Origin of the sequence: Winkia neuii subsp. neuii DSM 8576 (assembly GCF_000420405.1) — a bacterium.
In the GTDB taxonomy this organism is placed as follows: Bacteria; Actinomycetota; Actinomycetes; order Actinomycetales; family Actinomycetaceae; genus Winkia; species Winkia neuii.
Genome location: NZ_ATUW01000007.1, coordinates 86,014 through 100,362, shown reverse-complemented (window position 1 = coordinate 100,362; position 14,349 = coordinate 86,014). Strand labels below are relative to the sequence as shown.

6 protein-coding genes are annotated in these 14,349 nt (G+C 54.7%); 5 read left to right on the top strand and 1 reads right to left on the bottom strand.

The annotated features are described in order from the left end of the window. Nucleotides 1-107: 107 nt before the first annotated feature. The 4 genes from G437_RS0107750 to G437_RS0107735 all read left to right on the top strand — a co-directional run bounded on the left by G437_RS0107750 (nt 108) and on the right by G437_RS0107735 (nt 10,967). Complete coding sequence (locus tag G437_RS0107750; RefSeq protein WP_024331995.1) at nt 108-827, top strand: hypothetical protein; 720 nt, start codon at nt 108-110, stop codon at nt 825-827. Further along, entirely contained in the window at nt 828-2,045 is a 1,218-nt protein-coding gene (locus G437_RS0107745; RefSeq protein ID WP_024331994.1) for a peptidoglycan-binding domain-containing protein, read from the top strand. Then, nucleotides 2,042-3,940: an ABC transporter ATP-binding protein/permease gene (locus G437_RS10975; RefSeq protein WP_024331993.1), complete on the top strand. Its 1,899-nt coding sequence runs from the start codon at nt 2,042-2,044 to the stop codon at nt 3,938-3,940. The genes G437_RS0107745 and G437_RS10975 overlap by 4 nt, the downstream gene beginning before the upstream one ends. Before the next feature lie 235 nt (nt 3,941-4,175). Further along, entirely contained in the window at nt 4,176-10,967 is a 6,792-nt protein-coding gene (locus tag G437_RS0107735; RefSeq protein ID WP_024331992.1) for a S8 family serine peptidase, read from the top strand. A gap of 73 nt (nt 10,968-11,040) precedes the next feature. On the opposite strand, the gene G437_RS0107730 is transcribed toward G437_RS0107735, so the two are convergent. Then, nucleotides 11,041-13,038 (bottom strand): hypothetical protein, encoded by a 1,998-nt coding sequence (locus tag G437_RS0107730; protein ID WP_024331991.1) that lies wholly within the window; start codon nt 13,036-13,038, stop codon nt 11,041-11,043. Between the two features lie 385 nt (nt 13,039-13,423). Here G437_RS0107730 and G437_RS0107725 point away from each other — a divergent pair, with 385 nt between their 5' ends. Further along, a complete protein-coding gene (locus G437_RS0107725; RefSeq protein ID WP_024331990.1) occupies nt 13,424-14,206 on the top strand; it encodes a glycosyltransferase in 783 nt (260 codons plus the stop codon). Nucleotides 14,207-14,349: the final 143 nt, after the last annotated feature.

Genomic DNA, 14,349 nt, shown 5'->3' with positions numbered 1-14,349 from the left:
ATGTGAAAAAGGATGAGGGTAGGTGGACGTTACCCACGGACCCTTATTTGGGTGCTCCTGCGAGTGAATTAGATATGCTTGCGCAGGAATTACTAACCTCGCGTTGTATGAAGGATAAGGGGTTTGATGATCCCGTAATTACTGATTTATCTGCGCCTAAACCCGAAACATTGGCGGGGGACGGGATTTCTAGTATTTTTAACGTGCAGTTAGCGAAGAAGTACGGCTATAGGTTCGCTCCGGATCCGCGCAACACTGCAGAAGAGGCGATACATGAGGCCGGAGAGGGCGGCCTTTATGCGAATAAGAGCAAGGATTTCCTGGATGCGCGCGACAAGTGTCTAGACAAGACTAGGGAGCGTCTGGCGGATCCGAATGAGCCGACAGAAGAGCCTAAAGAATTAGATGAAATAGAGCCAGATCTGGATAGTGTAGGATCCCAGCTCAATCGGCTGCATGTGGATTATGCCTCGGTGCCGGCGCTGGTTGACTCTGGTAAGCAGTGGCGCGAGTGCATGCGGCCTTTGGGTATAGCTGGTTTGCCTGATTATCCCTGGCAAACGGACACCATGTTGCCTCAAGCCCTGTTGGATAGGTGGCCGCAGTGGACGCCAACAGGGAAGCCTTCTTCAGAGGAAATTGAGCTGGCAACTCACGATGCCAAATGTAGGGAGCAGTCGGGATGGATCCACAATCTGTATGAGGCGGAATGGGATTTGCGCAAGAAGTTCGTGGAAGCGCATAAGGCAGACTTGGATGCTGACTTGAAGAAGGATGAAGAAAAAGGCAAGCGCGCGCTGCAAGTGATTGACGAATACGAAAAATAAATGCTGAAACAATTTAGTTCTTCCAAATACGTGGCAATTTTAGTTGTGGTTGGTGCGGTGGTTCTGGTATGCGGAACCTGGTTTTTAGCAACTCGTTTAGTATCTCCAACCCAGCGGCAGGCGCAAGCCAAACCCCCGGCGGCTCGTGCGGTCACAGCCAAAATTGTGCGACAGGATTTGGCAGAGACCACTACCGCTAACGCCAAGGCCGAATTTGCTGAAAGTACTGATCTTCCCATACCTGCTGGTGAAGGCGGTGGGGTGATTACGCGCAGTGGGGCAGCAAAAGGGGAAAACGTCTCCTCTGGCAGCGTGCTGGTCTGGGTAAATGGACGCCCCCTATTTGTCTTTGCCGGAAGTTTTCCGCTCTACCGCGATGTATCCGAGGGCATGAGCGGAGACGATGTTCTGCTAGTACAAAAAGCGTTAAATGCGGCAGGCTACCAGGTGCGTGCGGACGGAACATTTGGCTCCTACACAGCAACCTGTATTAAAGGCCTGTACCGCAGGGCCGGTTCTAAAGCCCAAATAGGGGAAAGCTCTCCAGAGAACGAAGCAGAAGGTAAAGATCCAGGTAGGGGCAAAAAGAGCGAGTCTAAAGCACCTTCTGCCGGTAAAGTAGTGTTGCCTGCTAGCGAGGTTGTGGTCTCGGACAAGCTGCCTGCAAAAGTAGTGGATCTGCCAAATGTGGGCACTAGCGTAGATGGGAAAAACACCAAAGTGAAACTCTCGGGTGGGAAAATGTCTTTGGTGGCAACTGTCCCGTCAGCTGTGGGGGTAAAGGTAAAAAACGGCCTGACCGGAAAAGCTGAGGCATCAGGAAAAACTCTGCGAGTAAAAGTTGCCCAGGTTCAAACCCAAGAACAAAAAGATAAATCCGAGCCCGCCCCAGAACAGGGCGATGCTCCAGAAGGCGCTGATACCTCCCAGAACATGTCACGAATCGTGTTTTCGCCCTCGGAAGCAGACATCCCAGAAGAATGGGCCGGAAACGATGCGGTACTCGTAACGCTCAACTTATCCGAACCCGTAAAAGGAGCCCTAGTTGTTCCCCAACGCGCTGTAGCTTTCGGAGCAGACGGGGCAGCGAACATTTTGCTACAAAAGGGCAAAACATTTACGAAAACAAAAGTTGTTAGCAACAAGTGCATGCAAGGAATGTGCGCAGTCGAAGGGGCCGGAGTGCGCGAGGGTGCAATAGTGCGGATAGACCGATGAGCGAACTCGTAACCAAGGGGCTATGCAAAACCTACGGGCAAAAAGCCCAGGTGCAAGCCCTACGCGGGGTAGATATTCGCATCCGCCAAGGCGAATACGTAGCCATAGTAGGCCCTTCAGGATCAGGCAAATCCACCCTCCTCAACCAACTCGCCCTCTTAGATAAACCCACCAGCGGCGAATACTTTGTAGACGGGGTAGAAACCACCGCGCTATCCGATAGGCAAAGAGCCAGGGTGCGCTCAGATAGATTCGCCTTTATTTTTCAATCCTTCCACCTGCTAGCCGGTAGAAATGTACGCAACAACGTAGCGCTAGGAACCCTCTACCGCGGTCTAAGCGAAGCTAAACGTAACACCCTCGCTGACCAAGCGCTCGACTTTGTGGGGCTAGCACATAAAGCGGACGTAGACGTAGCCGTGCTCTCGGGTGGGGAACGCCAAAGGGTAGCCATAGCTAGGGCCATAACCTCGCGCGTGAGTGTTCTTTTTGCCGACGAACCCACCGGAAACCTAGACTCCGCCTCCTCTAACGCCATTATGGATGTGCTCGAAAAGCTCAACCGCTCCGGGGTTACCGTTGTTGTCGTTACCCACGACAGTCAGGTCGCAAACCGGGCTCGCCGTCGCCTTAGAGTAGTAGACGGGGAAGTTACGGAAGAGGCCCCTCGAACAAGCGGAAACGAGACGCAAGAATTAGCGGTCCAAGAGCCCCTAGGGCAACCATCCACCCTAAAATTTACCGAATGCCTCAAAGACGTGTGGGCATCACTGCGGGCAAAACCCAGTAGAACCGCAGCTTTAGTCGGCGCAGTCGCGTTAGGTGTAGGCCTAGCGCTAACTACCATTGGTCTCGCTCAAACCGCGAGCGGGCAAGTCTCAGATCTTTTCGATGCGCAGCGAAATTCAAGAGTCACAATGTCAGTGTCCGGGCTAGAAGCAACTAGTCCAGCAGCAGAACAGGCCCAGAGCACCCAGTCTCTTGCGCGCGTGAGGGGGCTTGCAGGGGTAAAAGCTGCCTCAACCCTTATAGGGCATAATCCAGTTGCCGCCAGCGGGCGCCCAGGGGAGGCGCGGACGCCCTCTACAGAACTAGTAGGCCTAGTTGGCGGAAAGGTTCCAGCAAAACTCTTCCACACCACAAACGGGTCAGGAGCGGTGAAAACAATAGAAGATGGTCAAGTGCTAGTAGGCAAGCGCCTGGCCAGTGACATAAAACTGGGGCCTTTGATGGCGGACCCTGTTATTTGGGTAAAAGGCAGGCCCCTAAACGTAGTTGGGATTATTGACGACGCAGGCTTACAAGTAAAAATGCTCTCTGCCCTCACATGCACCGAGACCACCGCAGCCGAATTATCTAAACAGACTTACGCCGCAGTGGAAATAAAAGTCCAGCCTGGGGCGGGGGAACAGGTAGCCAGGCAAGCTCCAGCCGCATGGATCCCCGCAGCTGAACGGGTCAACGTTACTGCACCCCCGGACCCAAAAGGAATGCGCGAACAGATAGAAACAAACCTGAAAACTATGCTTGCCACACTCACAGGAGTGACGCTGTTAGCAGCCGTACTTATGCTTACCAACACGATGACCACCTCAGTCTTTCAGCGTGCTGGAGAATTCGGTTTGCGCAGAGCCATAGGGGCACGCAAAAAACACGTAGCAGCCCTAGTACTGACCGAAGCCGTAATCACAGGAATTATGGGCGGAATAATCGGCAGCTACCTGGCAGTACTAGCCATCTTGGGGGTAACAATTGCTAGAGCCTGGCAGCCCGTTCTGGACATGCGCCTCATCCCCCCAACAATACTTGCAGGTGCCCTAGTCGGCTTAGTCGGGGGAGCAATAGCCACCTGGAGGGCCAGCCAAATCCAACCCTCCGACGCCCTCAGAAGCTAAGACGTATAACAGCGGCTACATAGGTGGGCGGTAACGGGTTGTTGGCCATAAGTGGGGTAGCGTCGCATTAGGTTTTCTTCGCAAAAGAGGAGCAAGCTGTGCAGGTTACGCGCAGCCCCCTCAACCGCAAAGAACCGCTTACCGCGAAATAGTTAAAAACTAAGTATTCCTAACCTGGGGTTTTGTCCTGTATTATCTCTGACGCAAAGTTTTAGGTAAGGTTAGGAGAACCTTAGTGAAGATTCCCCAGAAGGGGATGTATATCCCCAGGGCCGCCCTCGTAGTAGGTGTGGGCCTAAGCTTGTGCGCGGGTGCCACTTTCGCCAGTGCGACGCCACGCGTGAATGACATTACTCCGAATCTTTCTGCCCCCCTGCAGAAAGAAATAGCGGCATCAGGAAACTCGGCGAAACAACCAGTAATCATCGAAATGACTGCCAAAGCTGACGTTGCAGAAGCTAAAGCAGAAGCGGCAGACGACGCCCTTTCGCAGCGAAAAGCAGTAATCGGAGCGCTGACAGAAACCGCCACCGAATCGCAAACCCCGCTACTCGACGTGCTGAAAAAGTACGAAAAACAAGGCAAAGCAAAAAATGTAGAAAGCTTCTACATTGTAAACGCTATAGCCGCAGAGCTAAGTGGTTCCCTAATCAAACAAATTTCCCACAGAACCGACGTAAAGTCGGTGCGTCTAAATAAAGAACTGCACCAAGACCAACCAATCGTTTCCCCCAAGGAAAAAACGGATAAGTCTGGAATAGAGTGGGGAATCTCGGCAATCGGTGCCCCCCGCGTATGGGATGAGTTAAAAATTGACGGCAAGGGGGTAACCGTAGGCATTATCGATTCGGGAACCAACTACAAGCATCCGGCAATTGCCACCCAGTTCAATGCCTACGACAAAGACTACGGGCTTTTTGGGGTGGACCGCAGCTATAAGGATTTCGTTACCACCGACAGGGCAGAACTCACCGATCCCTCTCACGATCACGGCACCCACGTTGCCGGTACGATCGTGGGCAAGGCAGGAAGCAAGAATCAAATAGGGGTGGCCCCGGGTGCAAAATACGTTGCAGCCCGCGCAATTGGCACCGGGGCCGGAGATGAAGCAGACATGTTGCGCGCCGCCGAATGGATTATGAAACCGGGCGGGCGTGCCGAGAACGCTCCCCGCGTCGTAAACAACTCTTGGGGTGGAGACAGCGAAAAGAGTGACTGGTTCGCCCCCATCGTGACCCGCTGGCGGGAGGCAGGGATCTTTCCCGTATTCGCTGCGGGCAACACCAACGACTACCCTGCCGATGGCTCCATTGCTAACCCGGGCAACCTGCCCGGCGTATTTTCGGTAGCTGCCTGCGATCGCGCAGGCAAGCTAGCCGACTTCTCGCGCGTCGGCCCCTCCCCATTTAGCAAACAACAGGTTAAACCCGACATTTGCGCGCCCGGGGTGAACGTCCGCTCCGCACTAGCAGGGGGTGGATATGCCGCTTGGTCAGGAACCTCTATGGCTGCCCCGCACGTAACTGGCACGGTTGCTTTGATGTTGCAGGCCAACCCCAAGCTTACAGTCGAGCAAATCGAACAGATCCTGCGCTCTACTGCGATCGGAGCCACCGACCTCCGCTACCCTAAGAGCCCCAACATGGGCTACGGCTACGGTAACCTGAACGCCTACGACGCCGTGCGCAAAGCAAAAGCACTGAAGGACGGCAAGCAGCAAGACGACACCCTAACAATTACCGGCCGCGTGTTGCAGAAGGGCAGCGACAGGGAAGATCCCACCATTGAGCCGATCTGGCCCAAGCTCGCTTTTGCTGGTCAAGCTATAAAGCTAGCGGCCAAGGTCGCCGACGATACAGCACTGACCTCCGTGAAGGCCTACTACCGGAACGGGAAGGCAGGCGCATTTGCTGAACTTCCCATGCGCCAGCTAACTGGCACGGCCCGCAAAGGTAATTACGAGGCCAACATTCCGGCCTCGGCGATTTCCGCGAAACAGGTGCAGGTGAAGATCGTAGCCAAAGATTTCGCAGGCAAAGAAGTCGGTGCCGCGAAGGTGCACACGATAGAGGTAAAGCCCGGAATCCGCCCCGGCGAATACGCTAACGATTTTGAAGACAATGTCGACGGCTGGCAGTTCTCGGGTAGTTCCGCGGCAGGCCCGGTGGCTGGTGACTGGAACTGGTCCTCACCTGCGCAGCCGAACGAACCGGCTCCCATCGGGAAAAAGCTCATAGGCACAAGGGTCGGGCACCGCACCCCAACGAGGCAGATCGATTCATACGCCACAATGCCGCCACTGGATCTATCCGGGCTGCGCGGTAAAAAACCGGCATTGGCCTATGACGAATACTTAGGGTTTAACGGCGTTACCACAGCAAAAATTCAGGTATCTACCAGCGAAAATGGCAAGTGGGAAGACCTGGACGAAAAGCTGATTCCTCCGGGCACTTCGCCCGCCTGGAAGCGCGTCTACTATAGCCTCGAGAAGTGGGCAGGGCACGAAGGCCCGATCTTTGTGCGATTCGCCTTCCGCTACCCAGACCACGGTACCGGCGCAGGCTGGTACATCGACAACGTAAGTGTTGATGCGGCAGACAAGCTGGCGCCCTCGCCAGTAACTTCCTTGCAGGGCACTCAGCGGGGGCCAGGTGTGGAACTGAACTGGTCTGCGGTGGCAGATAACGACGTGACTGGATATGCCATTTACCGAGGCAAAGACCTAGCCACTGCGCAAAAGATCGCCACCGTAGACAAAGACGCAGCTAAACTTGCCTACCTCGATACGACGCTTGAAATAGGCCAGAAGGCGGTTTATGCGGTGCGTCCTGTAGATAGCTTCGGCAACGAGGCCGCGGTAGAAAAATCCGTTTCGCTAACTCGCGCCAAGTTGGAAAATGTGGCCTCTTACAGTGGCACCGCAGCAGACGCCTTCACCACGGGAACCATCGAAGGCCGTGCCAACGACTGGCAGGCGGGGGTCCCCCTGAAGGTAGCGGATTCCTCTTCCACTTTGCCGTTGCGGCAGGCGCAGCTCGGTCTGCGCGAAAAAATTGCTCGGGGCGATTCGGTGTGGGGCACAAACCTAGGCCGTCCGATTGCGGGAAGTGATTTGGCCGATGCGCGAGTATCGCGCCAGCAGCATTCCTACGTGCAAACCCCTTTCCTTATTCCTACCAAGGGATCGGTGTTGGAATTCGAAAGCTACAACGCCCAGCAGTATCTAGGCGAATACCAAGACAATCTGTCCAGCGTCGAGGTAGTGAAGCAAGATGGCACCGCCACAACTTTGCTCGACGCTGCGCAGATCATGGACAACGGCACTAAGTTCACCTTTAGGTGGATTCAGGCAGACCTGGACAAGTATGCGGGCCAATCGATTGCGTTGCGCTTTGTACAAAAGACCGGTAAGAACGTGGTCAACGACTACGAACTGGGATGGTATCTGGACAACATTCGGGTAGGAGCCCCGTCAGTGCCAGTTGAATCCGGCAAGGATGTGGCCGCGCAGATTATTGCGGCAGGGCAGAAGTTCACTCCTCAGTCCTTTGCCGAGGGCGCCAAGCCGGCTCAGGTTGATACCGTTCCGGTCCCGGGCGCTCGCGTCGAGGTAACCCAACTTGACAGGAAAGTTCCGGTAAACGAAGCAGACGGTTCATTCAACCTGAACATTTCTACTGGCACCTGGACGGTAAAGGCGAGTGCTTACGGATTTGTCAGCCAGCAGCGCCAAGTATCGCAAAACGCGAACCTGGAATTTGTGCTCGAGAAAGCTGTCCAGTCAGATTTTGCAGGCAAGGTTCTAGATGCTGGTGGAGCTGCTGTGCCCGGCGCGCACGTGCGCGTAGTTGAGGATGCCAATATCGCTCCGGCGAAGGTGGAAGCCAGCGGAGCATTCGTTCTGCCGGGTGTTTACCGGGAGGGGAAGGTTACTCTGCGAGCCTTCGCGCCCGGATACAAGCCCGCTGACCTTGTAGTTGGCTCTGACGAAGCTGTTACCGGGCATGTGTTCAAGTTGGAAAAACTTGCCGGTTCTTCTGCAAAGGTGTCTTACGACAACGGCACTGCCCGCACAAACGTGGTCCATAACAAGGCGGGCCGAGGGGTGGCGGTGCGCTTCTACCCCGCTAAGACCCCGGCGACGCTAGCTTCCGTAGACGCATACGTGCAAAAGACGAACACTGCCAACCGGGATGTGAAAGTGCTAGTGCTTGCCGAGGACGAAAATCAGCGTCTGCAAACCCTTGCCCAGCTAGACAAGGTAAAGCTGAAAGACGGGTGGAACAACATCGACCTGTCAGGGTACGCAGTACCTGCCAACTCCACCTTCTACGTGGCCGTGGTGCAAAACCATCCCGGCCCGGATGCTGTAGGGGTAGCAGTGGATACGCAAGGTACCAATGCGCAGGCGACGCGCAGGACCTACCTATTCAACGGAGCATTCACGCCCGCGCTCGACGCGAACGTGGTAGGCGCCGGCATGATCAGGGCGAACCTCACCTACGCGGAAGGGGCAACGGATTCTATTCCGGAGCCTGTACCTGGCCAAAAAGCGCCGGAAAAGGTAGCCGAGGCTAGCCAAAACGATTTCGAGTGGGAGGTCTTTGCCGACCACGCGGTGGTGAAGAAATTTACTGGCAAATATAAGAAGGTAGAGGTGCCCGCGTACTACGTGGATCCGGCCTCTAACGCCCACCTGCCCGTAACTGTTCTCGCCAGCAACGCTTTCGCCTGGAAGTACTTGGAATCGCTCAAGCTACCTGAAGGTCTTACCACTATTGAACCAAAGGCCTTGACCTTTGCGATTAAGAAGGAGGGCACCTTGCACGTCCCCTCCACAGTCAAAGAGCTGCAGGCAGATTCGTTGGCGCAAACTGGTGCTCAGCGCATAACGGGCATGGCGGGGATTACCCACATCCCGGCCGGTGCCTTCACTGACACGCATGGGGCGATCATCGACATGCCGAATGTGAAGAGCATAGACCCGCAGGCCTTCCGCATGACACGCGAACCCTGGGACGCTGACTACAACCAGATCCTGACTGCCCCCACCAACCCTGCGAAGTTGACCTCGGTGGATAAGCTGTACCTGGTCAACCCGGCACAGGTGGAAGTATCTGTAGAAATGGTAGGCAGTGAAAAGCAAGAAAAGTTCGCCACCTACCTGGGACCGGATTTTTCAGGCACTTCGTACTCCTACACTCGCAAGGCGTCTGACTTCTACCAGCTTGGGCAAGAAGTTACTATTTCTGCCCCGCGCAACAAGCTCGTCTCATACCTGGAAGAGACTAAGAAGGTGACGCTGAAGAGCAGGCTCACTAAGGTCAATTTCCTAGCTGCGGACTTAAAAGGCAATGTGCGCGAACCATTGGTAGAGGGTGACACGAGCGTGCTTGGCACCGCCTTGCCGGGAGGTACCGTGCAAGTCAGCCTCTGCGGAGACGGAATAGTCGATCGCTCCTGCACCGATTTGCCCGCGGTAAATACCGACAAGTTGGGCCAGTACCGTATCGACCTGCCGCAGCCACTTCTGTTGGGGCTCCGCGTTAAGGTGGTAACCACCGACAAAGCTGGAAAAAGCTACGAACGAGACCTACTCAGGGTGGTCGAAAAGTCCAAGGCGCCGTTCCTGATGGCCCCCAATTCCAGAAACATTTTGCTTCGTTACCTGGGCGAAGGGGGGCCGCTAGACTTCCCGTCCTCGGCCCCCGACAAGAACGGGACCGTTCGGCCGGTAAATAAGGTGGGCGAATTCGCGCTCGCGGGAAGGTCCGTTACCGAAGCGAATAACTTGGGGAAGCTAGGCACCCTAAGTGCCATTGGCGACGGGGCATTCGCGGACAACGCTCTGAAGCGAATTGAATTTCCGGTGAATTTGCGCCAGATAGGTGTTGGAGCTTTTGCGCGCAACCAGTTGCAGGAAGTTGCGTTGCCTTCTTTGATGCACAAGGTGGGGGCAGGCGCATTTGCTGACAACCAGATTGGCAAGCTGACCGCCGGCAAATACACCAACCACTACGGGGCCTACGCGTTTGCCAACAACCAGTTGCAGGCCGTGCACTTTGGTTCCCGCATAGAAGAAATTGGCGAGGGCGCATTTGCGAACAACCAGCTGACTTCGGTGGAGTTTGAGCCTCCTGTAGCGATTGAGCCGCAGGCAAATATTCGCCTCTTCTCGGATAAGTCTACTGAAATCGCGGCTAAAGCTTTTGCCAATAACCGCCTGGTCGAGGTGTCGTTGCCGGCGCGCATCGGTGCTGTGGCAGACGATTCGTTTGCGGGCAACGGGCGTTTTGTGAACCTGATTTCTGACAACCAGAATATTCGTGATTCGGTTCTGGCCCCCTCTTCAGGGCACATAGTAAATGGCGCGTCTGCTACGCTGCGTTTCTTGGACGAGGCCGGCAAGCCCGTTGCACGAGACCAGGTGTGGGTTGGCCCAGGGCTTGTCGAACGTACTGGAGCCGATGCGGGTGCCTTCTACCGGATTGGCCAGGAATATACGGTTCAGGCTCCGCAGATTGCTGGCTACCAGATTGTCACAAAGCAGGTGAAGTTCGCTGCGAACAAGGCTGCGGGCACCATTGTCGAGCTGAAGTACAAGAAACTTTCCGACCCGGAAAAGCCCGTTGTGCCCGAAAATCCTGTTGTGCCTGAAAAGCCGCAGGATCAGCCCAGCCCTTCCGAGGGCGATCCCACTTCGGATTCGGGCAAGGTTACCCCTGGCGGGCACGTGGTTATTCCCGGCAAGCCGTCTGCAGGTAAACCCGCAGTGGTAGAAGGCCAAGGCGAGGTTCACCAAAATTCGGATGGGTCCCTGCGGGTGGACGCCTCAAAGAAGGCAAAGCCTGCTGGGCGCATTGTGGTCGAACTTCGTGGAAAAGACGGTAAAGTACACCGGCGCATCGCGGTACGTGTGGTGGCAAATCCGCTTGCTTCCACGGGTACGGTGGCCAGTGTGGTAGCTGTGTTGGCAGCTGTGAGCATAGCCGGAGGGGTAGTGCTCAGAGCTAGAAAGCGGCCCTAATTTGGGGTAGAAATTGAGGTGCCGGTTCGGAATTATCCGAACCGGCACCCTTTGTTTGCTCTGAAAATAGCTGTTAGATGTGGCGCTTCTTCAGGGCCACGCCCAGAGCTAGGAGCGTGCCGGCAACTGCCAGCGCTGCGACGGGCGCAACACCAGTGGAAGCCAGAGCCTCAGAAGTCTGAGCCTGCTTGTTTTCAACCTTAGGGGTCGACTTCTTTACAATTACGCGTTTTTCTGTAACGGTGCCTGCAGGTTTGGTTTGCTTCTGCTCTGCCTTAGGAGCCACGTTCTGCTCCGGCGCGGCGGGAGCTGGCTTTTCTCCAGGTGTGGGCTGCTGCTTTTCAGGTGTGGGTTGCTGCTTTTCAGGGGTAGTCTTCTGCTCTTCGGGCTGAGTGGGCTCGTCGGACACAGGAAGAGCCAACACGTTGATGAGCACGTCGTGGGCGAAGTTCAGGTGGAAGGCCTTCCCGTCGGCGGGCTTGCCCGCCAAGTAGCCGCCGTTTTCGGCAAAGGTATCGTAAGACAACTCGGTACCGTTTAGTTTCCACGCGTCAGCAGAAACCGCATTTACATTGTGGAAAATGATTTGAGCCGTGGCCTTCGGATCCATCTTGGGGATAGGTACAACGACTTTGCCCGATTCGATCTTGCCGGGGTAGGACTTGCCATCTATTACGAGCTCAACCGACTTAGCGGTTACCCCCTTTGGCAGGGCTGTAGTGAACTCGCCCGCGCGGACTGGCGCATGCCCATCGCTGGTTAGATCCAAGGTGAAATCGAAATCCTTAGTTGCAATCTGTTTTGCCAGATTGTTCTTCTCGCTCAAGCTCAACTTCAAGTGAGATCCGGAGGTAATCGTTGCGCCGGTAAAACCAGAGAGGGCAATCGCCTTCTTGTTCTCCAGGCCGGTGTGGTCCTGCCGGGAATTTGCGGTGTTGAACCCGACGAATAGGCGGGTCACGCCCTCGGGAACCTTCCACACAAATCCCTGCGTGCCGGCGGTAGCTAGATCAGTGACAGCAGTGGCCTTGGGCTGTAGGCGCTCGTTAGCCATCCACCAACGCGGGAAGTCGGCAATGGTCTTGCCTGTAGCGTCGTAAAGTAGGGTGCCAATCTGATCTATGCCGCCGGTCTTCCCATTAGAAACCCACGAGGGCGTAACTACGATTTCGCTGCCCGGGGTTACGTCCACCGCCTGGCGGATTCCCATGTTGAATTTGGGAAGCGAGTTCACTCGAGTACCCAAAATCCAATAGGTGGTGTCGGGGAAAGTAGCCTTCACGCCGACACGGTAAATGCCGATTCCGTTTACATTTTCGTCTGTGTTGGGATCGACAAAAGTGGCAGTTTCATTTTGGTCGACTAGCGAATTTGGCTTGCCGTTCTTTTGGCATAGATCCCAGCCCCACTTGTTGCGTTTTACTTTGCAGTAAGTGCCAGTCACATACTCAAAAGTGGTGTCTTTTGGCATTTTGTCCGCGTTATTGATGTGTTCGCGAGCAATATATTCCTTAGTGGTGATGGTATTTATGTCGCCTTTAGGGGCGTATTTACCCAACCAAATGATGTTCTTTTTATTTTCTGGGTTAACTACTCCGTCGGCTCCGGTGCCTTCTTTGTAAGCTTTCCCTGTCTTGGAAAGCGAAACGGCACCATCGATGGTCCACCCGAATTCTTTTGCATTCTTGTTGTCGGGGGTTTTGAAACCGGGGAAAGGCCGCGTGTCGTAGATCGAGTACGGTACTGGGTCGGTGGGAGCTGAGACAGAATCATCGAACCTGTCGACTATGGACTGATGCCTGCTCTGGTCCCCTTGCCAATTGGCGTTATCTGGCAAGACAGATAGATCGGAGTTTGTGAAGTTCTTGGTCTCTACCAGGTTCTTTTCTGCCGAGTCGGCCTTGCCAGTCACCTCCCCAGCCACGGTTGGGGTGCTGGCATCCGCGTTGTTTCCAGGTTCTGGAGCCGCGAATGCTGTGCCGGTAGTAGAAAGGGAAGCTAAGGCAATGGTGGCGCCACACGCCAACCACTTTCGCTTACCTAGCGAAGGGGCTAACTTCTTTACACTCATCAAGTATTCCTTCGAGATTTATCCGAGAAAGGCAATTTATGCAAAATTGCATATGCATCCAACATGGATGTGTACTTTAAATCTAATATATTTCAAGAAGTTTAACGGGGTGGCTGTGATTCTTTGCTAGGAAGTGGTCGTAGTCCCAGTTGGGAAGCAGTTTAAATATTAATTCGTTGCCAAATAAGTGGAGTATTTTTTGGGGTGTTCGTTGTAAATGTTTGTATGGTTGATTTTTCAAATACCTACACCGATTAGGCGCAGTATAAGCAGTGAGTGCGAGCCTTAAAAACTGTTTGCCTAAATAAACTTACCGGTTGGTGGGCTCTCCCGTACGTTCGCCGGGCGGTGGGGCCGTGAAGGGGTGATCCGTTAGGATCTAGGCGTGAGTTCAGTAATCCAGCCCGGCCTGGCTAGCGTGGTGATCCCCGCGGGGGAAGTCAATGAGTGGTGCGCGCAGGCGATCCGCTCTGTGCTCGATTCTACTTACAAGGAGCTAGAAGTAATTCTAGTAATCAATTCGCCCAAGCCCGATAGTGCTCATCTGCCAGTTGACGCGCGGCTAAGAATTATTCGTTTCGATACACATATAGGGGTGCGGCGTGCCAACCAGCTAGGGGTGGACAAAGCGCGCGGGGAGTTCCTTGTGCAGCTAGACTCCGACGACCTGGCTGCAGGGGACAGGATTGAAAAACAAATCAGCTACTTGCGTGAACACCCAGATTGTCTGGCTGTAGGTGGACGTACTCGCTTTATCGACGAGGACGGAAATGTAGGGGGACGCTTAGACGTTGGGGTAGGCAATGACTTACGCCCAGAACTGACTAAATGGTGCGCGTTGGCGCATTCCGCAACGACTTACAGGACGGAGGCTGTACGTCGGGTGGGCGGATACGATCTGGAGCTAATGGAAGATTACGGGCTGTTGTTAAAGCTGGGAATGGAAGGAAAGATAGCCGGGTTGGCAGATGAGGTCTGTTACTACAGGCTGCACCCCAAGCAAACGATTTCCGCATACAAACCCTACGCGAACTATGTTCGCCAAATAATGGTTTTGCGCTCGCAGCTGGCAAAGAAACTAGGAGTCTCCCTCTGCAGGAGGGCCTACAACGACCTGTGGTATTTAGCTATTCAATGGGGCATGTTCGTAAAAGGAAAACTTAGTTAATCCCCGCGTCGGCCCCAAGGCTTTATAGTGAATTAGTCCCCGAGCCCACCCTCGCCGTCTGCTCAATGCGCGGTAGTGAAATGTGAAGGTACCCTATGCCCATGTGCTAAGTGCCGGGGCTTGAAATGTGATGGAGAGTCGAA

Excerpts from the sequence above, each read along its gene's own strand:
- G437_RS0107745 (WP_024331994.1), top strand. The coding sequence starts at position 828 with ATGCTGAAACAATTTAGTTCTTCCAAATACGTGGCAATTTTAGTTGTG.
- G437_RS0107750 (WP_024331995.1), top strand. The coding sequence starts at position 108 with ATGAAGGATAAGGGGTTTGATGATCCCGTAATTACTGATTTATCTGCG.
- G437_RS10975 (WP_024331993.1), top strand. The coding sequence starts at position 2,042 with ATGAGCGAACTCGTAACCAAGGGGCTATGCAAAACCTACGGGCAAAAA.
- G437_RS0107730 (WP_024331991.1), bottom strand. The coding sequence starts at position 13,038 with ATGAGTGTAAAGAAGTTAGCCCCTTCGCTAGGTAAGCGAAAGTGGTTG.